The organism is Lacipirellulaceae bacterium (assembly GCA_040218535.1).
Taxonomy (GTDB): Bacteria; Planctomycetota; Planctomycetia; order Pirellulales; family Lacipirellulaceae; genus Adhaeretor.
Map to the genome: position 1 here is coordinate 254,127 of JAVJRG010000008.1, position 26,361 is coordinate 280,487.

General features: G+C 56.4%; 28 protein-coding genes. 9 read left to right on the plus strand and 19 right to left on the minus strand.

All coding sequences use genetic code 11. The features are described from left to right. Positions 1 to 207 precede the first annotated feature (207 nt). Entirely contained in the window at positions 208 to 1,407 is a 1,200-nt protein-coding gene (locus RIB44_10465) for a peroxidase family protein (GenBank protein ID MEQ8617005.1), read from the plus strand. A gap of 13 nt (positions 1,408 to 1,420) precedes the next feature. Here the strand turns inward: RIB44_10465 and RIB44_10470 are convergent, their stop codons facing one another. The 3 genes from RIB44_10470 to RIB44_10480 form a co-directional block, all read right to left on the minus strand. Beyond that, positions 1,421 to 2,737, minus strand: a complete 1,317-nt coding sequence (locus RIB44_10470; GenBank protein ID MEQ8617006.1) for a hypothetical protein — start codon at positions 2,735 to 2,737, stop codon at positions 1,421 to 1,423. Between the two features lie 105 nt (positions 2,738 to 2,842). Beyond that, positions 2,843 to 3,673, minus strand: a complete 831-nt coding sequence (locus RIB44_10475) for a hypothetical protein (GenBank protein MEQ8617007.1) — start codon at positions 3,671 to 3,673, stop codon at positions 2,843 to 2,845. 150 nt (positions 3,674 to 3,823) lie between these two features. Beyond that, entirely contained in the window at positions 3,824 to 5,176 is a 1,353-nt protein-coding gene (locus RIB44_10480; protein ID MEQ8617008.1) for a hypothetical protein, read from the minus strand. Between the two features lie 297 nt (positions 5,177 to 5,473). Between RIB44_10480 and RIB44_10485 the strand changes: the two genes are divergently transcribed. Together RIB44_10485 and tnpA are read left to right on the plus strand one after the other, a co-directional pair. Beyond that, the gene (locus RIB44_10485; protein MEQ8617009.1) at positions 5,474 to 6,469 is read left to right on the plus strand and encodes a hypothetical protein; all 996 of its coding nucleotides are present in this window, start codon (positions 5,474 to 5,476) and stop codon (positions 6,467 to 6,469) included. A gap of 132 nt (positions 6,470 to 6,601) precedes the next feature. Continuing rightward, positions 6,602 to 7,057 carry an IS200/IS605 family transposase gene (gene tnpA, locus RIB44_10490; protein ID MEQ8617010.1) on the plus strand — a complete coding sequence of 152 codons (456 nt, stop codon included), beginning with the start codon at positions 6,602 to 6,604 and terminating at the stop codon, positions 7,055 to 7,057. A 490-nt stretch (positions 7,058 to 7,547) separates the two neighbouring features. Here the strand turns inward: tnpA and RIB44_10495 are convergent, their stop codons facing one another. Both RIB44_10495 and pdxA read right to left on the minus strand, forming a co-directional pair. Next, on the minus strand, positions 7,548 to 8,162 hold the full coding sequence (locus RIB44_10495; protein ID MEQ8617011.1) for a histidine phosphatase family protein: 615 nt from the start codon (positions 8,160 to 8,162) through the stop codon (positions 7,548 to 7,550). A gap of 102 nt (positions 8,163 to 8,264) precedes the next feature. Then, positions 8,265 to 9,371: a 4-hydroxythreonine-4-phosphate dehydrogenase PdxA gene (gene pdxA / locus RIB44_10500; GenBank protein ID MEQ8617012.1), complete on the minus strand. Its 1,107-nt coding sequence runs from the start codon at positions 9,369 to 9,371 to the stop codon at positions 8,265 to 8,267. A 168-nt stretch (positions 9,372 to 9,539) separates the two neighbouring features. Between pdxA and RIB44_10505 the strand changes: the two genes are divergently transcribed. Both RIB44_10505 and RIB44_10510 read left to right on the plus strand, forming a co-directional pair. Further along, the gene (locus tag RIB44_10505) at positions 9,540 to 10,091 is read left to right on the plus strand and encodes a hypothetical protein (GenBank protein MEQ8617013.1); all 552 of its coding nucleotides are present in this window, start codon (positions 9,540 to 9,542) and stop codon (positions 10,089 to 10,091) included. Between the two features lie 314 nt (positions 10,092 to 10,405). After that, positions 10,406 to 10,588, plus strand: a complete 183-nt coding sequence (locus tag RIB44_10510; protein MEQ8617014.1) for a hypothetical protein — start codon at positions 10,406 to 10,408, stop codon at positions 10,586 to 10,588. 11 nt (positions 10,589 to 10,599) lie between these two features. Here RIB44_10510 and RIB44_10515 read toward each other — a convergent pair whose 3' ends face one another. After that, on the minus strand, positions 10,600 to 11,304 hold the full coding sequence (locus RIB44_10515) for a hypothetical protein (GenBank protein ID MEQ8617015.1): 705 nt from the start codon (positions 11,302 to 11,304) through the stop codon (positions 10,600 to 10,602). 323 nt (positions 11,305 to 11,627) lie between these two features. Here RIB44_10515 and RIB44_10520 point away from each other — a divergent pair, with 323 nt between their 5' ends. Both RIB44_10520 and RIB44_10525 read left to right on the plus strand, forming a co-directional pair. Beyond that, entirely contained in the window at positions 11,628 to 12,716 is a 1,089-nt protein-coding gene (locus RIB44_10520; GenBank protein ID MEQ8617016.1) for an alpha/beta fold hydrolase, read from the plus strand. 39 nt (positions 12,717 to 12,755) lie between these two features. Next, a complete protein-coding gene (locus tag RIB44_10525; protein MEQ8617017.1) occupies positions 12,756 to 13,370 on the plus strand; it encodes a hypothetical protein in 615 nt (204 codons plus the stop codon). Here RIB44_10525 and RIB44_10530 read toward each other — a convergent pair. From RIB44_10530 to RIB44_10540, 3 genes are read right to left on the minus strand one after another with little or no spacing between them, the layout of a single operon-like run. Continuing rightward, positions 13,333 to 14,283, minus strand: a complete 951-nt coding sequence (locus tag RIB44_10530; protein ID MEQ8617018.1) for a ZIP family metal transporter — start codon at positions 14,281 to 14,283, stop codon at positions 13,333 to 13,335. The two genes, RIB44_10525 and RIB44_10530, sit on opposite strands and share 38 nt — an antisense overlap. 10 nt (positions 14,284 to 14,293) lie before the next feature. Beyond that, a complete protein-coding gene (locus RIB44_10535) occupies positions 14,294 to 14,617 on the minus strand; it encodes a type II toxin-antitoxin system RelE/ParE family toxin (protein ID MEQ8617019.1) in 324 nt (107 codons plus the stop codon). Beyond that, a complete protein-coding gene (locus RIB44_10540; GenBank protein MEQ8617020.1) occupies positions 14,614 to 14,856 on the minus strand; it encodes a hypothetical protein in 243 nt (80 codons plus the stop codon). Before RIB44_10540 ends, RIB44_10535 begins: the two co-directional genes overlap by 4 nt. An 81-nt stretch (positions 14,857 to 14,937) precedes the next feature. On the opposite strand from RIB44_10540, the gene dtd reads away from it, so the two are divergent. Continuing rightward, entirely contained in the window at positions 14,938 to 15,375 is a 438-nt protein-coding gene (gene dtd / locus RIB44_10545) for a D-aminoacyl-tRNA deacylase (protein MEQ8617021.1), read from the plus strand. Between the two features lie 272 nt (positions 15,376 to 15,647). Here the strand turns inward: dtd and RIB44_10550 are convergent, their stop codons facing one another. Further along, on the minus strand, positions 15,648 to 16,529 hold the full coding sequence (locus RIB44_10550) for a metal-dependent hydrolase (GenBank protein ID MEQ8617022.1): 882 nt from the start codon (positions 16,527 to 16,529) through the stop codon (positions 15,648 to 15,650). A 364-nt stretch (positions 16,530 to 16,893) separates the two neighbouring features. On the opposite strand from RIB44_10550, the gene RIB44_10555 reads away from it, so the two are divergent. Continuing rightward, positions 16,894 to 17,646 carry a CvpA family protein gene (locus tag RIB44_10555; protein MEQ8617023.1) on the plus strand — a complete coding sequence of 251 codons (753 nt, stop codon included), beginning with the start codon at positions 16,894 to 16,896 and terminating at the stop codon, positions 17,644 to 17,646. A gap of 336 nt (positions 17,647 to 17,982) precedes the next feature. Here RIB44_10555 and RIB44_10560 read toward each other — a convergent pair whose 3' ends face one another. From RIB44_10560 to truA, 9 genes are all read right to left on the minus strand, one after another. Next, on the minus strand, positions 17,983 to 18,288 hold the full coding sequence (locus RIB44_10560; GenBank protein MEQ8617024.1) for a hypothetical protein: 306 nt from the start codon (positions 18,286 to 18,288) through the stop codon (positions 17,983 to 17,985). A 222-nt stretch (positions 18,289 to 18,510) separates the two neighbouring features. Then, positions 18,511 to 18,780 (minus strand): hypothetical protein, encoded by a 270-nt coding sequence (locus tag RIB44_10565; GenBank protein ID MEQ8617025.1) that lies wholly within the window; start codon positions 18,778 to 18,780, stop codon positions 18,511 to 18,513. A 427-nt stretch (positions 18,781 to 19,207) separates the two neighbouring features. After that, positions 19,208 to 19,891, minus strand: a complete 684-nt coding sequence (locus RIB44_10570; GenBank protein ID MEQ8617026.1) for a hypothetical protein — start codon at positions 19,889 to 19,891, stop codon at positions 19,208 to 19,210. Then, a complete protein-coding gene (locus RIB44_10575; protein ID MEQ8617027.1) occupies positions 19,879 to 20,844 on the minus strand; it encodes a hypothetical protein in 966 nt (321 codons plus the stop codon). The genes RIB44_10570 and RIB44_10575 overlap by 13 nt, the downstream gene beginning before the upstream one ends. 198 nt (positions 20,845 to 21,042) lie before the next feature. Continuing rightward, entirely contained in the window at positions 21,043 to 22,026 is a 984-nt protein-coding gene (locus tag RIB44_10580; GenBank protein ID MEQ8617028.1) for an acetyl-CoA carboxylase carboxyltransferase subunit alpha, read from the minus strand. Between the two features lie 245 nt (positions 22,027 to 22,271). Further along, entirely contained in the window at positions 22,272 to 23,168 is an 897-nt protein-coding gene (locus RIB44_10585; GenBank protein ID MEQ8617029.1) for a serine/threonine-protein kinase, read from the minus strand. 147 nt (positions 23,169 to 23,315) lie between these two features. Then, a complete protein-coding gene (locus tag RIB44_10590; GenBank protein ID MEQ8617030.1) occupies positions 23,316 to 24,758 on the minus strand; it encodes a mechanosensitive ion channel family protein in 1,443 nt (480 codons plus the stop codon). A 286-nt stretch (positions 24,759 to 25,044) separates the two neighbouring features. Continuing rightward, positions 25,045 to 25,401 (minus strand): hypothetical protein, encoded by a 357-nt coding sequence (locus RIB44_10595; protein ID MEQ8617031.1) that lies wholly within the window; start codon positions 25,399 to 25,401, stop codon positions 25,045 to 25,047. Positions 25,402 to 25,453: 52 nt separating this feature from the next. Then, positions 25,454 to 26,269 carry a tRNA pseudouridine(38-40) synthase TruA gene (gene truA, locus RIB44_10600; protein MEQ8617032.1) on the minus strand — a complete coding sequence of 272 codons (816 nt, stop codon included), beginning with the start codon at positions 26,267 to 26,269 and terminating at the stop codon, positions 25,454 to 25,456. Between the last annotated feature and the right edge of the window lie 92 nt (positions 26,270 to 26,361).

Below are 26,361 nucleotides of genomic sequence, written 5' to 3' on the forward strand. Positions count from 1 at the left end.
CCATAGGTAGGACAACTATCCTACCGTGAAGTTCACAGAGCCTTACACCCTAATTCTCTTGGGTAGGCTCCGAAACCCGATCGTCGGCGTCTCTTGACTAACTCATGTGGCCCGCGGCACAGGAGCTCCACCTGGACAGTGCGAGCTATCACAGTTCATACTGGCGGTTTATCACCATATTATCTTATCTCCCAGCGAGCTCTTACTATGTCCACAACCGCAATCGATGTCGAAGTTCTCAAGAGTGAAGTTCGCGCAGCGTTGATTAACCAAAAATCATTTGCTTGCCCCATTGCGATGCGGGTCGCTTGGCATTCGGCGGGCACCTACGATCACACCGATGGCACCGGTGGCACGCAGGGAGCCACGATGCGGTTTGAGCCGCAAAGCGAAGATGAAGCCAATGCCGGGTTGCACATCGTCCGTGACATGCTGCATTTGGTGAAGAAGAAATACCCCCAGGTTTCGATGGCCGATCTGTGGGCGTTCGCCGGGTGTGCGGCCATCGAATTCATGGGCGGGCCGATGCCTCCCTTCAAGTTTGGCCGCAGCGACGATGATGACAATAAGAACTGCCCCCCGAACGGTCGCCTGCCTGACGCTTCACAAGGTGCGGACCATCTGCGTGAAGTCTTTGGACGGATGGGCTTCAACGATCAAGAGGTTGTCGCTCTCTCGGGCGGTCACACAGTGGGGCGTTGCCATGAAGTCCGCAGCGGCTACGACGGCGCTTGGACTCAGAATCCTTTAAACTTCGACAACGAGTACTTCCGCAACCTGCTCGAGATTGAGTGGAAACCCAAGGATTGGGACGGCAAGTTCCAATACACTGACCCCACCGACACACTCGTGATGTTGCCCACTGACATCGCACTGATTGAAGACCCTGAGTTCCGCAAGCATGTCGAACGATACGCCGCCGACGAGCAGCTTTTCTTCAACGAGTTCTCCACCGCCTACGGCAAATTGATGATGCTCGGTTGTCCCGAAGAATGCGATCCCTTCCAAGAGGCCGCCGAATCGTCTGAAGGGGATAAGGTCAGCGACAAATTCCGCGACTACGCCATGCACGGCAGCCTCGGCCTGATGAAACGGCTCGCCCCTGATGCCGACGTACACCAAGCGGAAGAAAGCTCAGGCCGTACCGCTTTGCATAAAGCAGCATTCTGGGGCCACATCGAAGCGGTTCGCTATCTCGTGGACGAACTGAAGCTGGATGTCGACGCCCAAGACCAACTAGGCGACACACCGCTGCACGATGCGGCACGGTTCGGTCACCTTGAAGTCACAAAGATTCTGCTTGCCGCCGGACCGACGCTAGAGCTACAAAACGCAGCCGGTCTAACGGCACTCAATCTGGCTGTTGAGTATGAGAAGGACGAGGTTGCCGAGGCGATTCGCGGATAATCTTAGCTTACAGCTACCGCACGCGGCACGTGAACTGAATCACGCCACCTTCGCCGGGTTCGAGTGGCTCGACGATTTCCCAGCGCACCACCAGCGAGCCTTGTTCGTTGGGGCTGGTCTTGAAGTCGGCGTCGACGGTCGATTTCTGGCTCCCCTCCACGTACTCTAAGCGAGTCGTCAGGTTATCCACAATCGTCACGTTACCCATCACACGGTCGCCGATGTTGTCGAACCGCAGGGTGAACTCAACTTCGTCACCCGGCATCGCATGGTCGGTCGAAGCGAGCTTGATAAGCCGCAAACGTGGGCTATTCGGTTCGTCGAGTTGATAGATGACCCCCGGCTGGCGGATGCCGACTTCGGCATGGGCAACGACGCTGCCAATGGCGACCTGTGCCGCCTGATTGCCGGTCCAAGTAATGGCAGCCAGCGAGTGCTTCCCGATGGCAGGCAACTGAGCTTGGCTCACCTCGCCCGTTGAAACGACTTGGATATCAGCGTACGGTAGCAAACGCCCAAGAACTTGGCCGACGCGACGTACTCGCTCGGTCGCACGGGCTCGATCACGCTCTTTCAGCAAACTTGGCGGCTCGTTCAGACGATCGATTGTTGGTTCTGTCTGGTTGAGCGAAATAAGCGCTCCCTGGTTCTCCGCAGCCAGTAGTGGCGGCAGATCGCGGATCGCACCCGCTGGTGCATCAACACGAGCCGCTTCTCGGAGATCGATCACACGACGAATCGCTCCAAATCTTGGTGCGTAGATGCAAACCTGGTTACTCGGAGTCACGACGGTGCGACCGTCGACCGTATCGTAGTGGGCGATCGTATCCTCTTGCTCCAGCCCCAAGATTTTCCAGTCGGCTTGCACACCTACGGGATTGCCTTGGTCGCCGCCGTCGCAAAGGTACTCATCATGCGGGCCGAGGGCTCCATCGTCCGTCCGGCAACCTTGGCAACCGTAACTCTGACTCTTGCGGCAGCAAGCACACCCGGTGTCGACAGGGCAGTCAGCAATCGGTGCGGACGCAGAAGCAAGTTGCGCCGGCGTGAGCGAAGTGGGAAGTCGTCTAGGAGGAGTGAACCCCTGGCTTGCGCCAGGGGCTAGTTTCGTGTTGGCACTTGTGCTAATTGTTGGCGCTTTCTCATCTCTCTGCGTTTCCTCAACCCCTAGCCCCCAGCGCAAGCTGGGGGTTGAATCTTCAGCCAACGCCTCACCCAAATCAGGACTTTGCCCGCGAACAGTGAGGCCCTCAGTTTGCAACGCCGATTTGCATGAACACATCATCAGTGTCGCAATTGCAATGGCCGTGTATCGCAACCAAGTGGGCATGGTGTTCTCGTCGTTGTTAGCCGTCGAGCTTGCTCGACGCGAACGCTATTACGTGTGAAGGAGTTTTTCGTTGAAACAAACTTCGCGTCGCCGGGACGGCGACGGCTAACGTTGCTCGATTGTATTGATCGGTGCTTGATTCGCGCCGCCGCGTTCCAAACCACTGTTTTCCAAACCATGGCCCCAAGCGTTGTAAACCAAAGGCTGCGGCGCGTTGTACTCGAACGAAGGATCGTACCCGCCGCTGATCGGCTTTCGTCCGCCGATTCTTAAAATCGCAATCGGACGCCCCATCGCTTTCGCAGCCAACAGCAAGTCCTCGCCGGGGCGAGCTTCTAACCAACGGGTACCGCGTTCTGGCTTTTCTTGAATGGGAACCGCCGTGTGAGGGTCCTCAACGTAGATTACCCGAGTGACAAATTTCCCCGTCGCTGCCAATTCCAACTCCTCGGCCGTCAAATCTACGGGCACGGGGAATTTCAACGCCTTCCCTCTCGGGGGATGTAAACGATCGACGAGTTCGATCGTTGGGAATAGAGCAACCTCTTCGCCCGGCTGTGCACCTTCCGAGGGTTTCACCCCCGAGACGCGGAAGCGATAAACCGGGCCAATCTGCAGTCCCACTTTTAGGCGTTCAACAAACTCCTGGCTGGAACTGCCAACAGCCGGCGAGATTCGCACTCCCTTAGGGGCGCGAATCTCCACCGGCTGGCAGTATCCCTGAACCGCTCCGCCGCGTGCCAATCGTTGGCGGCCAATCGCTCCCGGAGGCAACGCACTGGAATGCAACCAGTGGCCCGCCGTCGGTTGTGCGGCGACGCAAGGCGACCCGCACAACACAAACAGCAGTGCTGCCTTTAGCAGTTTGCCATCGATCAGCTTCGATACGCTAAGCAATAGCGAGTCAAAGCAGCGGCACGCACGGAACAAGTTCATAGGATTAAGGATTTCGACTTATTCGATTTGGGGAAACGATCGGTAGATCGAACCGCAAACCTTCTCAACGGTTTGGCTGTCAGCTATCGGCTATTAGCTCTCAGCTTTTTTGGTGAAGCCGATAGCCAACAGCCGACAGCCAATAGCCGTTTATTGACAATCCACTTCGCAGTCTTCAGCCTTGCGTGCTTCACGCTTCGCTTTCAATGCTTGGAAGGCACTTGGAATTGCTGGAGCGACGGTACCACCACGCAGGCGAGTTCCCGCACGGTTGTTCTCGTCGATGCGAACGTGGTTCACAGGACGCGGATAGCTCATGCCAGGACGCTGCTTCACGGTGATCTTCATCTTGTGAACCGGCGGCGGCATCAGCACCTTGGTCTTGTTCTTCATCGTGTGCGAAGTCAGGCCGGCTTGGTGACCGAGCGGAATGTGCGGAGGACCAGGCAGTCCGATCGGCGTTCCCACGTGAGGCATTCCGTACTGAGGAACGTTCACGCCGGAGATCATGTGTGGAGGCACAGCCATCGGTCCAACTCCCGCGGGGTTCATCCCTTGGGGGCCATTGGGTCCAGGGCTCAATTGGCAACCACCGCCGGGACAACCTTCGGCGTACTGAGCCGGTTGAATCCCGCCACCCATCATGCCGCGAGCGGCTTGCAGGTCGAGGTTACCGATTCGCACGATCGCCAGGATCGAACCACGACGGTCTGCCTCGTCGATCGGATCGACACCCGGATCAAGTCGCGTGCTGACCAGCGTCTCGACGCCAGCGAGTGCGAGCTCTTGGAATTCAGGATCCGGTAGGTAGATCACCTTCGTGACAAAGTTGCCGCTCAACACTTGGTCAAGATCTTCGTCAGTGAACTGAATGGGTATTGGTGCGTGAGCTAGGTATGCATCAGTACGCGGCGTGACGGGAGCCACTTCCACGGTTGGATACAGTTCAACACCCGGACGCTCAGGCAAGTTCGCCAATTTCAGACGATAAAGTCCGCCCTGGTAAAAATTCTGACGCCCAGGCATCACCAATGGAGCTGAGTCGAACATGCAGTTCCCACTGATGTCCCAGGAGACTTCGCCCCCTTCGACACCGAGGAATGCCAACTGCGAAGTCGCTGGAGCACCCATGCCGCCCGCTCCGCCCAAACCGCATTGCGGCCCGCTCATGCATTGAGCCTGTTGAACGTTGCCATCTTGGCTGTAGCTGGCTTGCTGGATGCCGCTGGGACCGCCACCAGGACCGCACATCGCGGGTCCACCAGGGCCCATCATCCCAGGTCCACCGCCCATCGCCGCAGCCCGCATCATCGAGCTGCTAGCAGGCATGCCACCGGCAGGGCCGATCACGCCAGGACCGGGGCCGCCGACACCGGGGCCAGGTTCCATAAGCCGTTGTGAAGGCGGCAGGTTATGGGCGACACGCCCGCCTCCACCCATGCAGCCAACGGTCGACGCGAGGGCGACCAGGCAAAGTAATTTCGAGGCCAAGTTGATTCTCATAACGTTCCCCCTGAACATGGTGGCGTCGCGAGTGGCGCTCGGCCTGCTCGCAACGCAGGAACCGCCCGCCGCCGACGCGACTTGCGTTTCCCTGAAAGCGTCTATTGAATTTCGTTTCTGACTGCTAGCACTTAAGCCCAGTGGCGTGGACTCCGGCAGCAGACTCTCACTAGAATCCGCCCGCACACGACCTCCACGAAGGTGGGGACAACGCGCGGCTCTTCCGAAAGTATTTGGTCGGTAAGATGCGGCCCGAATCTTTGGCAAAACCGGTAAAACCGGCAGAGGAAGACCATCTTGCGCCGTTTGACAACCGCCATCCTAGGAATCGCGTTCGTCGTTGGCGGGCTCTACGCCTTCCGATTGGCCAACCCGCAGAAGCCGCTCGCGGCTAAGCCGGAAGCGGAAGTCGCCCCTGTCGTGCAAGAGATTGTCTCATCCGGCGACGGCAACCGCTTCGTCATCCAGACCCTCGAAACCGTCGAAGACACGATGAACCTCGTCGCCAAAGTCCGGCAGCGGGTGCAAATTGGCGAGAGCGAACTGACCGGTACCGGCGAGTACTGGCAACAAGCCAAAGGAAACCTCCGCCGAACGCGTTGGTCCGTGCAGACGTTGGTGGCAGAAGGGCAGGGAAGTTACTTGCAGGTCTTCGATGGTCAAACCCTGTGGACTGATCTTCATCTCCCCAGCAAGCATGAAGTCACCAAGCTGAACCTGACAGACCTTCGCCGCCAACTCGCCGCCAGCAGCGCCGCAACCACGGGGGGGATCAGCCGTACGATTCAGAACTTGATTCTCACCCACCGCGGCGGACTGACCCAGTTGCTCGATGAACTGGTCCAACGCTTCGACTTCGACCAACCACAACCAATGTGGTGGGGCGACCAAAGCGTCTATGCCCTGATCGGCCACTGGAAACCGGGCCAAGTGGCCAAGCTCTGGCCCGACTTAAAACCAACCGACCCGTGGCCTGAAGCGTTGCCCCATCACGTGCTGCTGATGGTCGGCAAAACCGATCTGCTTCCCTACCTCATCGAATACCGCAGCGGTTCCGACGCGACGCTCGCGAAAGCCAAGAACGCCTTCGACATGGCCCCGTCGCCACTAACGCGGTACGAATTCTTCGACGTGCAAATCGCGCAAACAATCGACCCGCGGTTGAAGCTGTTCGTCTACGAAGACAGTGACGCGAGGGCGGTGGACGTGACCGATCAGGTGTTCGAACGCTTGGTGCCACCGAAGGCGGAGCCGCAATCTACTGTTGCCACACATCTGCAATCGCAGAGATAACCGGCGCGAGCCAAGACTCTATACGGCGAAGCCGTTGCGCCCTACAGCCCAGGGTTGAAGCGGCGCCAGCCGCGACTACCCTGGGAATATGAACGGTTTCATGATGTGATTTAACCCAACGGGTTTACGCCCATGCCGCAATCGCTCGCCAACGTCGCCATCCATCTGGTCTTCTCAACCAAAGACCGCCAACCCTTCCTGGCCGACGAGCAACTCCGCGATGCAATGCACCGCCAACTCGGCGGAGCATCCAAAACCCTCTCCTGTTCGCCAATGATCGTTGGAGGCGTTGAGGATCATGTCCATCTGCTCGCGCGACTCGATCGCACGATCACAATCGCCGAGTGGGTGAAGGAACTGAAACGTGTGACCTCGCTGTGGATCAAAGAGAACTATCCACAGCAAGCAGGTTTTCAATGGCAATCCGGATATGGCGCGTTTTCGGTGAGCCAGTCAGAAACCCCACGAGTGAAGCGATATATCGAGAACCAAGAGGAGCATCACCGGGAGCGCGATTTCAAAACGGAGTTTCGTTTGTTGCTCGAGCGCCATGAGGTGCCGTATGATGAACGCTACGTTTGGGACTGACGTAACGCCGTTGGCGTAGGATTGGTGATGGGATTGTTTCCCAGGGTAGCCCCGGCTGGCGCCGGAACAACCCTGGGCTGAAAGACGCAACGGCTTCGCCGTAAATGGAATTCCGTTCAGTGTGTTTAGCGCAGGTTTTTTCGGCGAATCTGATATGACTGAGCGAGAACCCAGTAACGCAGATAAGTTGATGCATGCGATGGCATCCGCTGGGGTCATCACGGCCCCCTTGTATCTACTCGCACGCTACGAATCGCCTCTATTACCCCTTTTGGCTTTCGTAGGAATGTGGGGCGGTTGGAGTGGAACTCTAGCTGAAGCATACTGCCTAGTACGGACTCGCAATAAACGTTTCGTCTTACCACTCTGCATTGGAATCATCGGTAGCCTTTTTTGGGCGTGGGCAGTGTACGACATTAGCGTCTTGCGTTACTCGCAGCGTGATTAGTAGTTGCCTCAGCCACTGAAGCTTAAATGCTGCTCACATGTCTCAAACCAAGTGCAACCCCGAGTTCAGCGTCGCCACCCGCAACTTCCCCTCTCGCCGGCGAATCACGTTCACACCGCAGTTGCTTTGCAAAATATCCCGCCCACGATGCGGCTCGCGACCTAGCAATGTTGCAAGGTAGCAGCGGTTGACCACGCTGTGGGCGACCACGGCGAACAGTTCGCCCGCGTGGCGATCGTACAGAGCGTTGAGCGTTGTGCTAATGCGCTCATAGACTTGCGTGAACGTCTCGCCGCCTGGGTAGCCGACTTCGCCGTCGGTGTTGACGAAGCGGTCGTACTCCTCGGGTTGCTCCGCTTGAATCTGCTGCCAAGTGAGCCCCTCCCAGCGACCGACATGCACTTCGGCAAGCTCTTCGATGACTTCCACCGCGACGCTATGTGGTTTCGCAATCGCCGCGGCAGTTTCCTGAGCACGTTTCAAAGGGCTGCAATACACCGCTTTGATTGGATGCTCGGCAAGCGTGTGAGCGGTCCGCTCCGCTTGCAATTTCCCTAATTCAGAAAGCGGATGATCAACGCCACGGCCTTGAAGTATTCCAGCTTGATTAGCTTCGGTGGCCCCGTGACGGATGAGGTAGAGCAAGGTGTCGGGCATGGTGTGGTCGGCTGGAAAGTGATTATTGGAATTAGTTTCGAAAGCGGAATTCGTAACCCGAAGCGTAAGCGAGGGGCCACACGGGTACAGACTCTCCCTCGCTTACGCTTCGGGTTGCGATTGATGGGCCGCTTCCACCCGAAACCCCCGCCGCGACAGTTCCGCCGCAGCCTTGATCGCCGCGACCATGCCCGTCGACTCTGCCGGAGTTGAAGACCACGCCTTGTCGTACGCCGTGCCGTGGGCGACGCTCGTCCGAACGATCGGCAACCCGAGCGTGATGTTCACCGCGCGATGCATGCCTAGCAGCTTCAACGCGATGTGGCCCTGATCGTGATACATCGCCACAACGCCATCGAACTCGCCCTCGGTGGCGCGAATCAACAGCGTGTCGGCAGGGTAGGGGCCTTGAGCATCGATGCCCGCTGCTTGAGCGAGTACCACACCCGGCGTGATGACCGTCGATTCTTCATCGCCAAACAGACCCGATTCGCCGGCGTGCGGATTGAGAGCGAGTACGCCAATCCGCGGTCGCTCAATCCCAAAGCCTTGTTGAAAAACGGCGCTGGCTAATTGGCACTTCGCGGCAATCAGTTCGGGCGTGAGTTGATCGAATACATCGCGCAAAGCGCAGTGCAACGTCGTGTGAACGACCCCTAAGCCGGCTCTCGAAACTTTGCCTTGCTTCGTAAGTTCGTCTGGCGGCAGGTAGAGCATCATGGCAAAGTCGTCGACGCCGCAGAGTTCAGCGAGCAACTCGGTATGCCCTGGGTACCAATGCCCCGCCGCGTGCAGCCCGGCCTTGCTCAGTGGTGCGGTCACCAGCCCGTCGAACTCCCCGGCCAGCGAGCCTCGTGCCGCCCGCACAACCGCCTGATAAGCCGCCTCGCCCGCCCGCGCATCAACGACTCCAGTCGGTGAATCCAGGACAGCATCATCGCCCACATCAAGGCAAGGCAGATGAGTCAGATCGTCCATGTCCGTGACGGCTGATGCTAGAGCTGCGGTTGAATCCACTTCAACGACACTTAGTTCACAGCCCACATGCTCAACCGCCCGCCGCATGATCTCCGGATGCCCCAACACCACCAGCCGTGCCGTTTCATGCACTTTGGCATCGGCCCAAGCTCGCACGATCACCTCAGGACCCACCCCACCGGGGTCGCCCATCGTAATGGCCAGCAGCGGTTTGGTGTCAACGCTAACCATATTCCAAACCTTGTAGGGAAATCTGCCGAGTCATTAGCCGTAACGCTTGCGGTTTAGCCGCCTCCAACGATTCTATTCCACCAACCCCACGAAACAACGCCCTGACGAATCGATCACTGGCAAGCTACAATAAGCTGCTTCGGCATCGGTAATTGCGACAAACGTACCATGGCAAGAATTTTCACCACCCTCGCGACACTCTCCTTGGGACTCGTGGCCACGGCTATGATCCTCGGGCTCGCGGTCGGCGACCTCTACAACAGCCCAAGTGACAGCGACCTCCGTTGGAAGAGCGTTCACCTGCTCACCGGTGTGGCTGCGGCTCTGGCCGTGGTGTTGGTCGAGAGCATCGTCGTCACCTACTTCATTGGTACCAGTCGTTGGTGTAAAGAAGTCACGGAGACGTACTCACTCGACGCGACCTCATTGCGGCAAAGCACGCAGCTCAAACGGAAGACCTTCCCGCTTTGTCTCGTGGGAATGTTGACCGTTGTGGGCGTTGCCGCGTTGGGAGCCCGCAGCGATCCGGGCACCATTCTCGACAACACCGCATGGTGGGCGAACGTGCACCTCGTCGGAGCCTTCGCCGGGATTTGCCTGATTGGTTGGACCTACTACCGTGCCTGGCTCAACATCAACGCCAACCAGCAGGTAATCGATAACCTCGTCGCCCAGGTTCAAGGAATCCGCGCCGCTCGCGGCTTAGCCGCTGCGGAATAGGCTGCCGAGGAATGAGCCGCCGATGATTCAGCCGGAGGGGTTTCTCCCACCGAGGGCCTTACCGCAAGAGCCTAGGATTCATTAGAATCTGCCCGTAGATTGTGTGGCCGATGGGGCGAGCCCTCGTCCGCACAATCGTTAGAATCCGCTGTTTTCTTGTCGTTTGGGCCCCCGGAACGCCCTGACAATGCGGAGCGAGTAACTATACTAGAGCTACAACCGGGCTAAATTAGCCTAATCGCCCATTTAGCCAAACGACTCAGTTAGCCAAACTGCTTCCCCACTCTTTTGACGACGCATCCAGGTTCTTGCCCATGTCCAAAGCTATGACGATCTTGGGGATGGTCGTCGCGGGGCTTCTCCTCGTGGTGTTTATCATGGACCTGGCCCTGGGGATTCCTTTCCAAGGGGCCAACATGAAGATGAGCATCGGTGCGATTCTCGCCTCGCTGATGCTCGGCTACGCTAGCTGGGATGCCTTCCGCGAGATTCGCTGAGCTACCAAGAACTACGCTGCCCGCAGAATCGACTTCTGCGGTCGCACCGCGGTCCGCTCAGCATGAATCGCGGCGAGTTCGCTCAGGGTGGCGACTCTGACGCCGTTCTGTTGAGCCCAGGCCAGCTTCGTCAGCAGTCGATCAACTTGTCGACCTCCTTGCGAGGAGGCGGCCATTTTCTCGAGGTCGATCTTCACCACGGCGGAACCTTCAGACTGCAAATCCTTGAGCTTGCGAGCACTGTTTGGCTTGAAGAGTCGAGGCCATTTCGCAGTAGCTGGCAGTTCCAAACCGGGAGAAAACTTCCAGAGCCCCGGCCCGGCTTGTCGTGGGCCATTTGCCGCGGAATCTTCCACCAAAGCAGCGGAGATATCCGTCTGGTTGGAGAGACTCACGCACCGCCTTAACTGCGATTCGTTCGCCAATACGCTACTAAACTCGGTCGTGTTGGTCTTGATCAGCTCAAGGCGTTTCGAAACCTGCTCGACATCTCCTACGGTGGCGATATCGATCGCAATTTCACGTTGTTCTGGTCTGATTTGCTCTACGAGACGAAGCTGACCCACGCCGGTGATCCCCCAAGTTGCACACAATCGATCGCTAGCCATACGCTTCGCTAGTCGAGTCACAGCCGAGTTGTCGCTGGTTCGCCCGAGCTTCACAACCAAAGCGATGGTCGACTGGGAATCTGCACTCTTTTGAAGGGACTTACTCACAGGCGCGATCTCCTCAGGAGGTGAAGCTCACTCGCATGCTGCGGCCAGCACTATCCGCATCATCGGACGCTAGCCGACAAGCGCTCGAAGCAATCCCCGGGACGTGGGTTCGGCCAAGGCTGGTTGAGTTTGCGGGGTAGGGCGACCTTTCTGGCGATTACAGGCAGCTTCAGACTTCAGATTTCGGGCTTCAGGTCTTGTAAGTTGTCCGCAACTGTCCTGAAGTCCGAAGCCTGAGGCCTGAAGTCCCGTCTGCCCCTGATTCCCGTTTCTTGCTAAGATCAAAACTGGTCCAGCAAGATGCCCACCCCCCACGCACCGTCATGAGCCATTCTTCAATCGATTGGAGCTTCGAGCCCACCAAGCTGCTCCCGGGTGGGCATTTGCAGACGGTGATCGGCATCAACTGGCCGCACGACTATGCCCCCCACGCGGCAAAGCTTCACACCGTGCCGACGGTTGATCCGGTGGGCCGCTTCGACGACGAGCAGATCGCCCTGCACGAAGACCGTCCGGACAACTGGGAATCAGGCGAACCGATCGTTCTCCTCATACATGGCTTAGCCGGCTGCCACGAAAGCACCTACATGCGGCGCACGGCTGAGAAGCTGGCCGATCGGGGCTACAACACCTTCCGCATGGACATGCGAGGCTGCGGGGCAGGGGAGGGCATCGCCCGTTTGCCTGCCCATTGTGGCCGCGGCGAAGATGTCCGTGCCGCGCTGGAATACCTTGCGGAAATCTATCCCGAGTCGCCCGTGCAGGTCGTTGGGTTTTCGCTCGGCGGAACGATCACGCTGAACATGCTGGGCGACCATGCCATGAACGGCTTCGCGGGTCAGCCCATCGGCAACTACCAAAGGGGCTTGGCCGTTTGCCCTCCAATCGATCTGTTCAATGTTGAACGACGTTTCGATGCGCTGGGAGGTCGAGCTTATGATCGTTTCTTCGTGAAGCTTCTTTGGAAGCAAATCGAAAAGCGTTGGCATCTGTTCCCCGAAGAAGCTCCCCAACCCTTTCCGCGACGTCCGCGTCGTTTACGCACGATCGACGAAATGGTCGTCGCCCCCGGCGGCGGCTTCGAAAACGCCGACGCCTACTACGCGGCAACCCAACCCGGCCCGAAGCTCAAAGCGATTGACCAGCCGATCACCATCATCGCCGCCGCCGACGATCCGGTTGTCCCCACGAAGCCACTCTTGGATTACGAGAAAAGCGACGCGATCGAAACGATCGTCATCCCCAAGGGTGGGCATTTAGGTTTCGTTGCAAAAAAGGGCCGCGATCCTGACCGCCGTTGGCTCGACTGGCGGATTGTCGATTGGGTTGAGGCTGGCAAGTTTGTAGTTCCGCCTTCAGGCGGCAACCAGAGCCAACGCAATCAGTCCGAGAAAGCCGCAGCAAGCGTTTAGCCGCCGAGCTTGCTCGGCGCTTGGATTGAGAGTTTCCTGATGGACTATCTCGCTTTCTTTGAGCTGCTCGAAAAACAAGTTCACAGTGATGTGTCGATCCAAAAGTGGATCGAGAACATTATTAGTTTCTGCTCCTCGGATAATCCCCACGACGACTGGAATCAACTTGCAAGTTTGGACTACCAGGAGACTGAAGAACTCGACATAGGGATTCGCGAGCTTTTTAAGAATGATCCTCCAGCTGATACGACCGCTGGATTGTGGTTTGGAATATTCAATCCCGTCGATGACAATGATCAGACAGTCGCTGACTTTTACGTTAGTGGTTCTGATCGTTTCGATCCCGATCCAGAAGACAATAGTTGGGCTGTGGGACCAACATGGTGGCCCGAGAATCGCTATGCCAACTCTGCGATTCTCTCTGAAATCTATCGCATCGCTTACGCAGAAGATGGCCTTGAAAACGACGCAGAGTACCCGCTATGTCTCGCGTACACTTGTTTGGTTGTTCGCGACTTGCTGAATCAAAACTCCGATCAAGTCTGCGCATGTTCGAAACAGCAGATGGGAGTTGCTGTGGGTTTTGACAGCGGCGATTTTCTACTTCTGGGGAAGCTTACACATCAAGGTATTGCGAAGATTGATGGTCCATAGCGTTCTCAGAAGCCTCTGCATCGTGCCGATGCACCAGCTCCTCAAGCTTCCCAATCCCCATCGCCAGCGCTAGCCCGACCAACAGCGCCGCGGAGAGCTTCCCGCGGTCGTGGTCGTGGAATTGCAACTCGGGGAGCAGGTCGCTCATGGAGATACACAAGAAAGTCCCCGCGGAAAAAGCCAACGCGTACGCCAGGGCAGGGGAGCTATTAGTTCCTATCGAATTCTCCCCAACGCTTGCCCCGTAGACAGCAGATTCGTCGCCGCCGGCAAGCCCGAAATAAAACAGCGCGACGCCCACGGGAATCGCCAGCGAGAATAACCCATTTACAAGTGACTGAGCCCCTTTCGACCAACCCCCTTTGCTCATCAGCATCGCAATTGTCATCGAGTCGAACGGCTTGTGCAGCAGGATGACAAGGAAGGTCCCCAGCCCAGCCAGGGCAAAGTCGTCGTGCTTATGGAAAACACTCGCCGCCAAAGCGACACCGGCGATCACGCTATGCAGTGTCAGGCCCAGGGCGGCACCGCTCCAGGTTAGATCGTGCCCGTGATGGTCGTGCGTGGTGCAATGGGGATGATCATCGTGTTCGTGCAGTTCTCCTTCGGCATCACTCTCAACATCGTGATGATGAAAGCAGAAAAACCGCTCGATGAAAAACATCGTCAACCAGCCACCCAGCACCCAAAGGACAATCGTCTGCCTTGAGCCCGCCACGCCGTCAAGTTCTTCCAACGCGTGAGGCAGCATATGCAAGAGGCCCACGCCCAACATCACGCCTGCGACCAGACTTACTGCGATCTGCATCCTCGTGTGGGTCAGCCGAATCCACTGCGGAATCAGTCCACCAGCGATCGAAGCGAACAGAATCGCCGTGCAGTAGTAGGTGAGGGGAATGAGTGGATCGGTCATCAGTCGTGTCTCAACCTAAATCCTCTGGCTCGAGGCTACTCTCGTAAGCACTGCGAATGGCCAGCACTCGGACCACGTTCTCATTGACCGAATAGAACACCCGGTAGGGCAGATGATTCCAATCGAACCGCATTTCACGCAGCTTCAATGAAGCGAGTTGCGATTCGGCAATAGCTCCCCATTTCAAAGCATTGCGATCGAGACGATAAATCTTGCCAATTGTCTTCTCATACCAATCGACCGCGTCATGCTCAGTTCGTGTCTCGGCTAGAAACTGGTAGCAGCGTTCGAGATCCTCGAAGGCTCGATCTTGAATAATGACCTTGAACTTCATGCTCGTTCTCGTCGTGGAATCCCGTACTTCTTACGAAAACGAGCATCGGCTTCTTCAACAGTCATGCCTTCGCCACGCTCCGCCTGGGCGAGCCCTTCGCGGACTGCAGCCAAGGTTTCTTCACGCTCACGCAGTTGGGCGACGGCCTCATCCAGTAAGGCTTGTTCGCTGGGGAATGTCCCAGCACTTAGTGCCTGTTCAATGAATTGCTGATTGTCGGGAGAAAAGGCCAGAGACATAATGAAACTCCAAGGAACGTCACCGAGTGCGACTCGCTATCACCCTAAGTATACTCCGCTAATTAAGCTTCTACCACAACCATGCGAGCCGTCATCCAACGCGTCAGCCGAGCAAGCGTCACCGTCGAGGGTGAACTCACGGGCCAAATCCAACGCGGCCTGCTCGTTCTCTTGGGCGTGGCCCCGGACGATGACGAGGCGAAAGCGCGTTGGCTCGTTGACAAGATCACCGGCCTACGAATCTTTCCCGACGAAGAAGGAAAGATGAACCGCTCGCTCGCCGACATCCAGGGTTCTCTCTTAGTCGTCAGCCAATTCACCCTCTACGGCGACTGCCGCAAGGGCCGCCGCCCCAGCTTCGTCGATGCCGCTCCACCTGAGCTAGCGGAACAACTTTACGAGAAGTTTGTCGAGATCGCACAAGGGCAGGGCACCCACGTCGAAACGGGCCGCTTCCGAGCCGACATGCAAGTCGAATTGATTAACGACGGGCCAGTGACGCTTATTCTCGAAGCCTAGTTTGCTCGCACTTCATTTTTTGAACCACAGAGGGCACGGAGAACACGGAGGTCCGGTAGAGTCCGGCTCAGAGGTTCTCGCGTTCTCTTAGTTGAGACTTGCTCTCGAGTTCTATGGAATTGAGGACAAGAATTCTTTGACTTTTCCGAAACCAAATGTCTCTTGGATAGAGCCAGCTAACCTTGGAATTATCGAAGTATAGAAGATGCCTCCAACAATCCTCCGTGCTCTCCGTGTCCTCTGTGGTTAATCAAAAAGAAGCTTGAGTAACCTTAATCAAACCACCGCTTGAACACACGTTTTGCCGTGTCGTAGATCGTCCGGTCGCGCCGGATCTCGGGCGGCTGCTCAGAGAGCGGGATCGGATCGCCGTTCTCGTCGACAGGTCTTTCGTAGGGCTTATCAGTTGGTGTCGTTGGCAAGCCATTGATGACAATCGCTTCACCCGCGTTGGGATCGCCGCGGAGTTGATCACGCCAAGCGCGATGATCCACGACCACGGGTGAGAGATTTCCGTACTCTTCCATAATCGCCGGCTCGCTCAAAATCAGCACGCCTACTAGGGCGAGTTTACCATAGGTGGAAAAATTCGCCCACCAATCTTTGCCCCACAGTTTGAGCGCCGTGCCGAAAGACTTCTTGAATCGCCACCTGCCGCGCGACCACTCGATGGAGTTTAACTCATCCATCAGCAGGTGCGAGAGCGAGCCAATCATAACTCCACCCGCTTTGAAGTAGCGCAGTTGCAAGTTTTCGGAGCCAGAAACAAGAAACGCAATCCCCGTGAAAATAAGCACGGCTGGAATGCTGTGCCACATGCCCCGGTGAACCGTATAGCGCGCAATCAAACGCGTTAACGCGAAGCGCACAAACAGATAGGTCATGCCGCCGGCCAGCACGATTTGTTCGTAGTTGAGGCCCAGGTCTTGAAACCGATCCATCATGAGCATTGGAACGACGGCGGCGGAGAAGCCCATCGTCTCGCGGAGCGGAATGCCCGAGTCGCTATCAATGTCGGGAAGCATCCCCGCCACGCCACACAAACCACCTGCCACGAGTGCGGACTCGACAGGCAAACCTTTCAGCGCACCGACACCCGTGTAGCCGATGCCGAGCACGGTACTGACGGTCACGTGAGTGCGAAAGTTGGCCATGGTGATTGATGGTCAAGGTTTTTCATCATGTCATTCCGACCGAGCTTCCAGCGACCGAGGAATCCGGATCGAATGTGTGTTCGTTCACAACCCCAACGAGATTGTGAACCAGATTCCTCGGTCGGCGAGCCTCCCGTCGGAATGACAGAGTCGCGAACACTATCAAACCCCCCTCCTCGTCGCCAAGGCAAACCGCAGCTAGCTTTGCTAGCATCTTGTTAGCGACGCGTCGTGCAAGCACCCTCGGCGAAATGCGTTTGTTCTGTGCTAGCACGATTGCCCTTCGCCCACGTTTCCAGCAGCGATATACTTCCGCCTTGGTGTCGCTGGACACTGAAAACTGAACACTGAAAACTAGATCAAAATGCAAACCTACGACATCCTGATGCTGGTCGTCCTCGGAGCCGCCACGCTGTTCGGTTTCTGGAAAGGCCTCGCCTGGCAAATTGCCTCGGTCGCTTCATTGGTGGTGAGCTACTTCGCGGCACTTAAATTTGCTGATCAATTGGCCCCTAAAATCAGCCAACATGCTCCCTGGAACAAGTTCCTGGCGATGCTGATCATCTACGCGGCAACGTCCTTTGTGATCTGGATGTTATTCCGCATGGTCGCCGGGGCGATCGACCGGGTGCAACTCCGAGAATTCGACCGCCAGATGGGGGCTCTTGTCGGCTTCGGCAAGGGGATCCTGTTCTGCATCGCGATCACCTTCTTCGCCGTCACCCTACTCAGCGAGGAGCAAAAGCAGCGGATCATCGCCAGTAAATCGGGCGTGATGATCGTGAAATTTCTGGACAAAGCCGATTCCATCGTCCCGCCGGAGATCCACGATATCGTCGGTCCAACCATCGCGCGGGTGGAACAGCGGCTCGACCCGAATTACCAGTCTCCGCACGCCGGAGAGTTAGAAGCGGTCGGCAGGCTATGGCAAGCCACCCAACAACAACGCAACCAGCAGCAGGGCAGCAGCAACTGGCCACCCAGCCAGCCGCCAAGCAACTATCAACCGTCGGGCAATCAGCCCGCCGCAAATCCATGGCAAACCCAGCCGCAACAACCACCGCCGTCGAGCGACAATCGAACCCGCGCATGGCCCGCATCGACTAGCGGAAGTTGATGAACACAAGCACGACGCGTAACTGAGCGAAAGCGTGTGCAGAAGCGGCAGGGCCCTCAAACCGCGGGAAAAACCACCCCAAAACGAACATAACAACGATTATCGGACGTTAGGTATGGAGCTAACGACTCAATATGCGTTGCTTGAAGTGTTTTAACCTCGTAGAATAACGACTGTTGTCGTTGCTTCAGAGGCAGTCCTTACGATGACCACGGCTCGGGATGTTGTCGCATCGCCGGGCCACTTTTCTAGGTGCATCCTTGCGTCGGTCACTCACTCATTTTCTAGCCCTCGTCAGAGGCTCCCGAGGGTGGAGAGCTTTGATCGTTGTCGCGATCAGTTTGGATTCTTGTCGTTGACGCCGTCGGTGTCAATAAGACTTTGCATTTCTTCGTCTTCTGCTAAGGCCTCTTGGCCTTCTTCGAAGAGTTGTTCCATGAGGTGTAGGCACGACATTTCGAGCCATTCTCGTTCTCGGCTGTACGTGATTTGGAGAATCAGATCGGCGGACTCTTGTTTCGTTCGGTTGTTAAGCTTCATGTCGCGTTGGAGGAACTCATTCATTTCAGGAGTGAATCTGAACTCCTGAGCGAACTCGAATTGATGCATGTAAGCGACTTCGACTACGTCATCTGGGACCATTGCGTTCTCGCTTTCGTTTAAGGGCGTCCCGGACACGGCGTTCAATCAGCTTTCGCAGCCACACTCTCTCCTCATCGAGTGATGCCGACACGATGACATCCACGAGATGAGCTCGTGACATTGCGAGTGCTTCTGCGAGTCGGTCGATCGATTCAAGAGTCTCTCGATCGAAGCGGACCTTCACGCTGTGTCGCGGGACGTACCCGTCTTTACGGTGTGGTGTTATTTTGCGTTTGATGGTTTTTCGACCGTCTTGAGGATGAGTTTCAACGCCCCTTTGACTGTTTCGAACTCGCCGCCCAAGAGAGCCGCTTGCCCCTTGAGTTGCTGAAGCGTTGACCACTGGGCTTGATCTTCACACGTGATCTCGTGCGTTGATCCAAGGGTTTGTACTTTGGCAAGGTAACCTCTCCAGTCTGGGTTCTTGGGCGACTTGAGTTCGCGTGTCTCTGAGACTACGCCGTGGATTCGCCATCCGGCTGAATAATTCATTGTTCTCCTTTCACATCGTGAGCTTGTGCAACATCAACGCTGTTGCTGAAAGCATTTGGTAAGGTAAGTCGGCAACTACGGCCCATGCCCAGAAGATCGAGGCAACCATAGCTCCTAAAAGTGCATTCAGTAAATCATCTATCGGTGGTTGGTTCATTTGTCCTCGTTAGGTTGGTTATTCGTTAGAGTCCTCTGTTGAGTACTTGGATTCTTCGTCTGTTTCATCTCTCGCATTGGCCATTACTGTCGCAACGGCTCCTATGAGGCATGCTAAGACAGCTCCTGTTGCAAGACACAACTCAGCGGCATGCCAGATTGCTTCCTTGTTCATGACTCAATCACTCTTGCGTGGTTTTGTGCGACTACGTCGCCGTGTTCTTTTGCGTTCACGCAGACGAGGGTGCTCATTGCCGCCCCTCGACCCTGGCTAGCCTCTCCTCCTGTTCTTTCGGGGCTGACCTCTCTCAAGTGGTTGCCTGCCTTGCAAGCCTGTTGTCGTGCCGAACACTTTTCGACGAAGAGAATCTCTCGTTCGGATGTAAGCCTTGTGCCCTGCCCTTCGCTCCAATGGCTTGTTGAACTTGTCTGCGTATCGCTTGCCGAGTTCTTCGAAGGCGAGCGTTCGCTCGCTGCTTTGCTGGTCTGGTCGCCAATAGCCTTCGGCTATGAGTTCTGCAAGCGTGTCAAGGATGAACTGCTTCTCCTCGGGGAGCGTAGATGCCTCTTTCCAGAGTCGGTCCCACAGCCAATCCCGGTACTCTTCGGCCCAGTTATCCATTGGCTGACACACGGTGCCCTTATCTAGTCGGACGCCGGCTTCTGGGTCTGCTGATGAGATCCCTACGTTGCCTGCCACACGACGACGACGAAACGTCGTACTCTGGAGCCTGATGCAACCTGCCAGATAAGCAGCAGTCTCATTTTCGTTTGCTCCCTTGCGATACTTCCCTGCTATCATGTGTTCACCTACGAGAAGCATCACGTCCTGCCAGGCATCGTCCTCCAGACCGTATTGGGTCAACCAATGCGTCGTCCTTCGGTGTGCGACACCACGGAACACCTGATTCAACCACGTGAGCTCCTGTTGCTCTTCCTGAGTCAGCTTACGCATGTTGCCCCCTCCATCATGTATTCGTGGAACCATCGCGGCATGACTTCCCAAGGTGCGTCAGGATTTCCGGTTCCTTTCAAGTTAAGGGCGGCTTCGCCGCCGCGGGCTCCGCCCGCTCGCTGGGAGGCCGCTCGCGGGACGTTTCCCACGTCGTCGAGAGCCTCCTGAATTGCCTGATTAACGCGGTACCACTGCCAACCTCGATGCTTCCTGACCGGCGTTGCTCCTTTCGCTAGCAGGTCGGTCATGACTTCAACCGGATGAGCGTCAATAACTTTTTTTCGTTGGCCTTCTTGGGTGCTGTAGAGCATGAGCGTCTTTGGTCGCTGTGCGAGCTTCACTCCGAGAGGCACGTAGCTTCCTTCGATCTTCTGGTTACCCCAGTCTGGGCCGTAATCGTCGTACGGGTCATACTCCTTCGGCTTTGCGGGCTTGGTGTCTTTCCAAAAGCCAGGGGAGACCCGTACGACTTTCACGCTACGCGGTCGCTCTAAGAGGAGGAACGAAGGCATCGGTTTTCCGTCCTTCGTTAGATACTTGCACGTGTAGAACACTCGCTTCTTTGTGATCTTCTTGATCTTGACGAAGCCGTGTGACCAGATTCGTGCACATTCTTTCGCGTCAATGAAATCGACGTCGAGTAGAATAATGTGCCAATGGACGTATCCGTCCTGCTGGAACTCCATCTTACAGAACCACTTGCCTTTGAGACTCACACCTAGAAAGCGTGAGAGCCTTCGCATGAACAACGCTACGTGTTGTTCCTCACTCTGTGTGCGATACAGGTCGACCGCATCCTTATACGGTGTGCGGTCGTAAGTCAGTGTTAAAAAGAGGCCTCGTTTGCCGATGCAGTGACGCCAAAGTCTTTGAGCGACTTTGAAGCCCACCAATCCTGAGCACCGTGGGTCAAGCCATGAGTCAGAGGTCTTCTCGCGTACGGCAACAAACATGGTCACACCTTCCGTGAAAGGTGTGAGCCGAGCCCACTTCTTGTGAGCTCAACTCACAAGTGACCTGCCCTATTGTGGAACTCGTAGCGACACACTCCACAACGATTATCGGACGTTGGTGGTAGAGCCCTGTCTGCAATGTAGCTACATCAACTAGCCCGCGAGCCACGTCTCGCGCGGCGCGCTTACAAGAGATTCTCAACCCTCAGAAGCCTCCAGCGACTCTTCCAAAAACTGTCCCATCTGGCGGTACTTTTCATACCGGCCATCAAGCAGTTCCTGGGTCGGCAGCTCCTGGAGTTCGCGGAGCGTTTTCAAGAGATACATCTTCATCCGGCTGGCCATTTGATACGGATCGCGGTGGGCCGCGCCGAGCGGCTCTTCGATCACGTCGTCGACGATGCCAAGCTCACGAAGATGATTTGAGGTGATCTTCAAAGCCCCAGCCGCCTGCGGCGCGTAGTCGTGGCTCTTCCACAGAATGCCGGCACAACCCTCAGGACTAATCACGGAGTAATAAGCGTACTCCAGCACGGCAATCCGGTCGCCAACGCCGATGCCCAGCGCGCCGCCGGAGCCTCCTTCGCCAATCACGATGCAAATGATCGGTACGGGAAGTTGCGACATCGCGAGCATGCTCTCCGCAATCACCTGGGCTTGGCCCCGTTCCTCGGCGCCAATTCCTGGGTAAGCGCCCGGCGTATCAATCATCGTGACGATTGGCAGCCCGTACTTCGCGGCCAGCTCCATTTTCTCCATCGCCTTGCGATAGCCTTCAGGGTGCGCACAGCCAAAGAAACACTCGGTCCGTTCCTTGGTCGTCTTCCCTTTTTGATGCCCGACGAGCATTAGCTTGATGCCATCAAGCTTCGCAAAACCGGTCCGCAGCGCTCGATCGTCGCCATAAAACTTATCGCCGTGGAGCTCGACAAACTCGTCAAAGACCATCTCGATGTAATCGGTAAGCTGCGGCCGATCCGGATGCCGCGCGACGCGGACCGTCTCCCAAGGGTCGAGCCCGCTGTAGATGTCCTTCACGGTTTCGTTGAGCGTCTTCCGCTGCGCACGGATCTGCTCGCGCACCTCCGCCGTCTTGGGATCCATCGCTTCAAGCTTGCGGATCTTGTCTTCGATTTCGGTGATGCGTTTTTCAAACGGTAGACTTAAAGCAGTTGTTGACATAACTCAGCTTCTTTTTTGAACCACAGAGGGCACGGAGTACACGGAGGTGCGTGTTCTAGTGCTGCGCCGAATGGTATTTGAAATGTGCTTGGTTGTTTTCTTTTTGAGTAATTGTTTGAGCAAACGATAGTCGTATTGCAACTAGTAGTTTCAGCAATGAGTACGCCGTTCCAATAGCAACTCCATGAACGACCTAACCCATCAATCCAAACTCCGTGTCCTCCGTGCTCTCCGTGGTTAATTACCTAACGTTCGCTGCTGTTTAGATCATCGGACTCTTCTTCCGGCACCGGCTTCTTCGGTTTGATGTGGAAACATCGCCCCGCTTTCAATTCCCGGCGGAAGAGTTTCAGATCTTCGGGTCGGTCCTCGGGCTTCTTGGCGAGCATCCGATGCACGAGCTGAGCAAACTCCGGCTGGATGTTCTTTTGCAGCATCGTCAAGTCACTCGGTTTGCTATTCAAATGTTTGTTAAGTAACTCTTGCGGGCTCGTTGCTGTGAACGGCATTTTCCCGCTCATCATTTCGTAGACCATCACGCCAAAGCTGTAGACGTCCGTCCGTTCGTCGCACAGCTTTCCGCGGATTTGTTCCGGGGCCATGTAGCTGTAGGTGCCCTGCACGGTCGACTTGCCGCCGAACATCTTACCCAGGCCCTTAGGGATCTTCATTGCCAGGTTGAAGTCGATCAGCCGGACTTCGTTCTCTTCGTTGACGAGGTAATTATCCGGCTTGATATCGCGGTGCACCCACCCTGACTCGTGCATCGCATCGAGTGCCGCGGCAGCGTTATCGAGAATCGCTTCCAGTCTCCAGTGAAGATTCTCAAGGCCACCTTGAATCTGCTGTTTGACGTTGGGCGTTTTGAACAGCTCCATCACCAAGTAGGTGCCGTCCTTTTTCGAAGTGCCGAAGTCGTGGGTCTTGATGATGCCCGGGTGGTCGAGCTGCTTGCCTACGTTGAACTCATGCTTAAGCTCTGCCGCGGGGCCCTTCGTATGCCGATCCCCCGGTGGCAACCACTTCATGGCAAACTGACGATTCTCCGCCACGGGACGCACCGCCCAAATCTCAAACAAGGCCCCCGCCCTGATGAGATGGTACATGCGGTACGGGCCAACAAATTCGCGTCCGGAAGACATAAAGGGTGATCGGTAGTGCTAAGGATGGAATCAGTCCCACTAGTTTAATCGTCACAGGCAGACTTACCAACCGGGAATGACCAATGACCAAGTTCAAATGACCAATGCACGTTTGCCATCCGCATGCGATTGGTCATTTAGGCTTGGTCATTGGTCATTCTGCTCACTCCCCTGCCCTTCTTCACCATCCAGCAACTCCGTCCCCGCTTCCAGATCTCGCGATTGCTTCGCCTGTTCTTTGATCGTTTCCGCTTCGCTGTGCAAGCCGCCTTCGGCTTCGCTCGTGTCGCTGGCGTCGGCTGGAGTTGGTTTTGGTTTGGTTTCTTCGCGGGCGGATCGCTTTTCTTGCTCGCTGAGCATCTGAATCGGCACGGCTTTGGGGAAGATGATCTCGCGGGCCTCGTCCGGCATCGTAAGCCCCGCTTCCTCGAATGCCGCCTTCACCTTGCGAATGACTGCGGAGCGGACTTTCAGACCGTCGTATTCCTCGGTGTCAACCCAGAACCAGAGTTTAAGATTCACTGTCGAAGCACCTAAACTGTCGACTAAGACGGAAGGCTCTGGTTTCTCTAGCACCGCGGAATGGCTTTTGATGGCGTTCACGGCAACCTCTTGCGCCTCAGCTACGTGGTCGCCATAGTCGATGCCAACGATGATCTCGAATCGAGAGTTCCGATTGGCCGTGAAGTTATGGACCACGCTCTTATAAATAATCGAATTCGGGATATGGACGTGGTTCCCGTCGAACGTCATCAACAAAGTTCCCCGCGTGGTCACGTTTTGGACGACGCCGGTGTTGCCATCGACTTCAATCACATCGCCCGGCATGAAAGGCCGCTGCAAGCTAATGAGCAGACTGGCGAGGAAGTTCTCTGCGATGTCGCGAAATGCAATACCGATAATCAAACCCAGCAATCCGGTGCCGCCGAGTACCGTGGCAGCCAGACGCGTGAGCCCCGCAATCCTCAGCACCAAGTAGATGCCGACCAGGTAAACGAGAATCGTAAAGATGCGCACCAATAGTTGACGCAGTATCGTATTGCTGACACGCTTGTTGAAAAAACCGCTGGCGAGAAAACGCATGGCCTTGGCCGCATACCAAGTAAGTATGAGCAGAACCAACGTGACCAAAACCATTGGCGTCGATTGCACGAGGTCGCGGGCCAAGGTCTTTAGTTGCAGTTGCGCGCCGGAAAAATCCCAGATGCTCGGCTTGACGATCTCGATATTGTTGACCGTCATCACGACGTCTTGCGTGTGATTGGCCAAATCGGTCGCCTTCTGCCGATGCTCCTCCCGCTTGGTCCGCCCGGTGAGAAACACGACGCCCTCGTCGACTCGCACGTCGATCTCTTGGAACAAACCGGAAGCCTCAAGAATCCGTTTCAGCCGCCCAGCAATGTCCCGATCCTCAGCCTCGGGGTTCACGTCGACCTGATCAGCCACCTCGGGCTCAATCTCGGCCTTCTCAACGGCTTCTTCAGCCGTTTTGGGGGCATCTTCTTGGGCGAAAGAGTGGTTGCTAAATGTTAATGCCAGAAAGGTCCAGAACCATAGAAGATGAGCGCCTCGTCCGCGAAATTCCTGCATAGGTGTACTCCCCTGCCCTTTCGATCGTCGACTTCAGAAACTGTGCGAGACGAATGACTAGTATGGTGGGAAGTTGGGATTTCGTGAAGCGTGCCGATAGACACAAGTAGCCCAACAATACCGCGAAGCGGTTACATCCCATAGCCCAGGGTTAGTCGATAACGAGCCCCAGCGAGTTTCGACTTACCCTGGGGAAAGAGAGCCCAACAAAAATCGGCCGAGCAACAAGCCTGGGGTACCGAAAAGCGTTACCGAGGTCGAAACGAGAGCGGATTGCTTCTGCTTGCTACGCGGTTGGAGGATCCCATTCTTCCCACCGTTTCTCGCCACTCCGCGTTCGCAAGAACCAATAGTCATTAATAGCAGATTCCAAATCATCTGGAACAAAGCCTGGCTCTCCTGAGGGAACAAGGCAAGATTCCTCTTCGGAATATTGGTAAACATCAACATGCCCCAGTGAAGCCAGTATTTTCAGAACCTGTATGACATCTTCATTACGGAAACCATCTGGGCAGAACTCACTCCAACCGATGGAGCCACTTGAATCGTTGAGAAGATTGATTACGGAATTGATTTGCTCAATGTCGTATTGAAGCACATCAAGAACGAACATGGGCATGTGGGCTTGTAGCATGTGTTTCATGGCCTGCACTCCAACTCGTTACTCTGCGTCTCCGCCTCTCCGAGCGAAACCTTCAATACCCCACCTCCACCAACGTCAACCCATGCGCCGGCGCTGTCTGCCCCGCTTCTCTTCGATCTTTCGCGAACAGCATCTCCTGCATCCACTCCACGGGCTTCCGCCCTGCCCCGACGTGGACCAGCGACCCCGCGATCGTGCGGACCATGTTGTAGAGGAACCCATCGCCGACGACGTCGATCGTGATGAGCGAGTCGAGTTCGTAGGGAGGCAGCGGCAACAAAGTGAAACCGCCCTGCCCTTTCTCAGTTGGAACGGCTAAGCCACAAGTGGCGCGCTGGACCTCCACAGAAAAAACCGTCCGCACCGTTGACTCTCGTGGCGAGCCGACCGATTCGAGGCTTGCGAAGTCCTGCGTCCCCACGAGCGACTGCCCTGCCCTGTGCATCGCTTCAAGGTCCAACTGCTGCGGCACATGCCACGCGTTACGCCGCAGCGCCACCCCCGGGCGGCGGTCGTTGTGGATCGCGTAACGGTACCGTTTCCACTTCGCTTGGTGCTGGGCATGAAAGCCCTCGGGTGCAGCTTCCACGGAGACAACGCTCACATCCTCGGGCAGTTTCGCATTCAACCCGCCGAGGACGCGCTCAGCAGGGAGTTCGCTCGCGGTTTCCAACCCAACGACCTGCCCCATCGCATGCACGCCCGAGTCGGTCCGCCCACTGGCGGTCACGCGGACCGTCTCGCCAGAGATTTCCTGCCACGCTTCTTCGAACGCCCCCTGCACCGTCCGCCGACCGGGTTGCGATTGCCAACCACAGAAATCGGCGCCGTCGTAGGCGAGGGTAATTTTCCACCAAGCATTGGCCACAATGTTTTTTAACCACAGAGAACACGGAGAGTACGGAGGTTTATTGGACTCCGACAGCAGATGCTAAACCGCAACCGTTTCTCACGACGGCG

Coding starts and splice junctions, on each gene's coding strand:
- RIB44_10575 (MEQ8617027.1), bottom strand. CDS start 20,844: ATGTTTGTTGCCGTACGCGAGAAGACCTCTGACTCATGGCTTGACCCA.
- RIB44_10480 (MEQ8617008.1), bottom strand. CDS start 5,176: ATGAGAATCAACTTGGCCTCGAAATTACTTTGCCTGGTCGCCCTCGCG.
- RIB44_10510 (MEQ8617014.1), top strand. CDS start 10,406: ATGTCCAAAGCTATGACGATCTTGGGGATGGTCGTCGCGGGGCTTCTC.
- pdxA (MEQ8617012.1), bottom strand. CDS start 9,371: ATGGTTAGCGTTGACACCAAACCGCTGCTGGCCATTACGATGGGCGAC.
- RIB44_10495 (MEQ8617011.1), bottom strand. CDS start 8,162: ATGCCCGACACCTTGCTCTACCTCATCCGTCACGGGGCCACCGAAGCT.
- RIB44_10550 (MEQ8617022.1), bottom strand. CDS start 16,529: ATGGCCAACTTTCGCACTCACGTGACCGTCAGTACCGTGCTCGGCATC.
- RIB44_10520 (MEQ8617016.1), top strand. CDS start 11,628: ATGAGCCATTCTTCAATCGATTGGAGCTTCGAGCCCACCAAGCTGCTC.
- RIB44_10580 (MEQ8617028.1), bottom strand. CDS start 22,026: ATGTCAACAACTGCTTTAAGTCTACCGTTTGAAAAACGCATCACCGAA.
- RIB44_10570 (MEQ8617026.1), bottom strand. CDS start 19,891: ATGCGTAAGCTGACTCAGGAAGAGCAACAGGAGCTCACGTGGTTGAAT.
- RIB44_10540 (MEQ8617020.1), bottom strand. CDS start 14,856: ATGTCTCTGGCCTTTTCTCCCGACAATCAGCAATTCATTGAACAGGCA.
- RIB44_10560 (MEQ8617024.1), bottom strand. CDS start 18,288: ATGGTCCCAGATGACGTAGTCGAAGTCGCTTACATGCATCAATTCGAG.
- dtd (MEQ8617021.1), top strand. CDS start 14,938: ATGCGAGCCGTCATCCAACGCGTCAGCCGAGCAAGCGTCACCGTCGAG.
- RIB44_10585 (MEQ8617029.1), bottom strand. CDS start 23,168: ATGTCTTCCGGACGCGAATTTGTTGGCCCGTACCGCATGTACCATCTC.
- RIB44_10555 (MEQ8617023.1), top strand. CDS start 16,894: ATGCAAACCTACGACATCCTGATGCTGGTCGTCCTCGGAGCCGCCACG.
- RIB44_10505 (MEQ8617013.1), top strand. CDS start 9,540: ATGGCAAGAATTTTCACCACCCTCGCGACACTCTCCTTGGGACTCGTG.
- RIB44_10530 (MEQ8617018.1), bottom strand. CDS start 14,283: ATGACCGATCCACTCATTCCCCTCACCTACTACTGCACGGCGATTCTG.
- RIB44_10590 (MEQ8617030.1), bottom strand. CDS start 24,758: ATGCAGGAATTTCGCGGACGAGGCGCTCATCTTCTATGGTTCTGGACC.
- RIB44_10565 (MEQ8617025.1), bottom strand. CDS start 18,780: ATGAATTATTCAGCCGGATGGCGAATCCACGGCGTAGTCTCAGAGACA.
- RIB44_10470 (MEQ8617006.1), bottom strand. CDS start 2,737: ATGCCCACTTGGTTGCGATACACGGCCATTGCAATTGCGACACTGATG.
- RIB44_10535 (MEQ8617019.1), bottom strand. CDS start 14,617: ATGAAGTTCAAGGTCATTATTCAAGATCGAGCCTTCGAGGATCTCGAA.
- RIB44_10475 (MEQ8617007.1), bottom strand. CDS start 3,673: ATGAACTTGTTCCGTGCGTGCCGCTGCTTTGACTCGCTATTGCTTAGC.
- RIB44_10525 (MEQ8617017.1), top strand. CDS start 12,756: ATGGACTATCTCGCTTTCTTTGAGCTGCTCGAAAAACAAGTTCACAGT.
- RIB44_10465 (MEQ8617005.1), top strand. CDS start 208: ATGTCCACAACCGCAATCGATGTCGAAGTTCTCAAGAGTGAAGTTCGC.
- RIB44_10595 (MEQ8617031.1), bottom strand. CDS start 25,401: ATGAAACACATGCTACAAGCCCACATGCCCATGTTCGTTCTTGATGTG.
- tnpA (MEQ8617010.1), top strand. CDS start 6,602: ATGCCGCAATCGCTCGCCAACGTCGCCATCCATCTGGTCTTCTCAACC.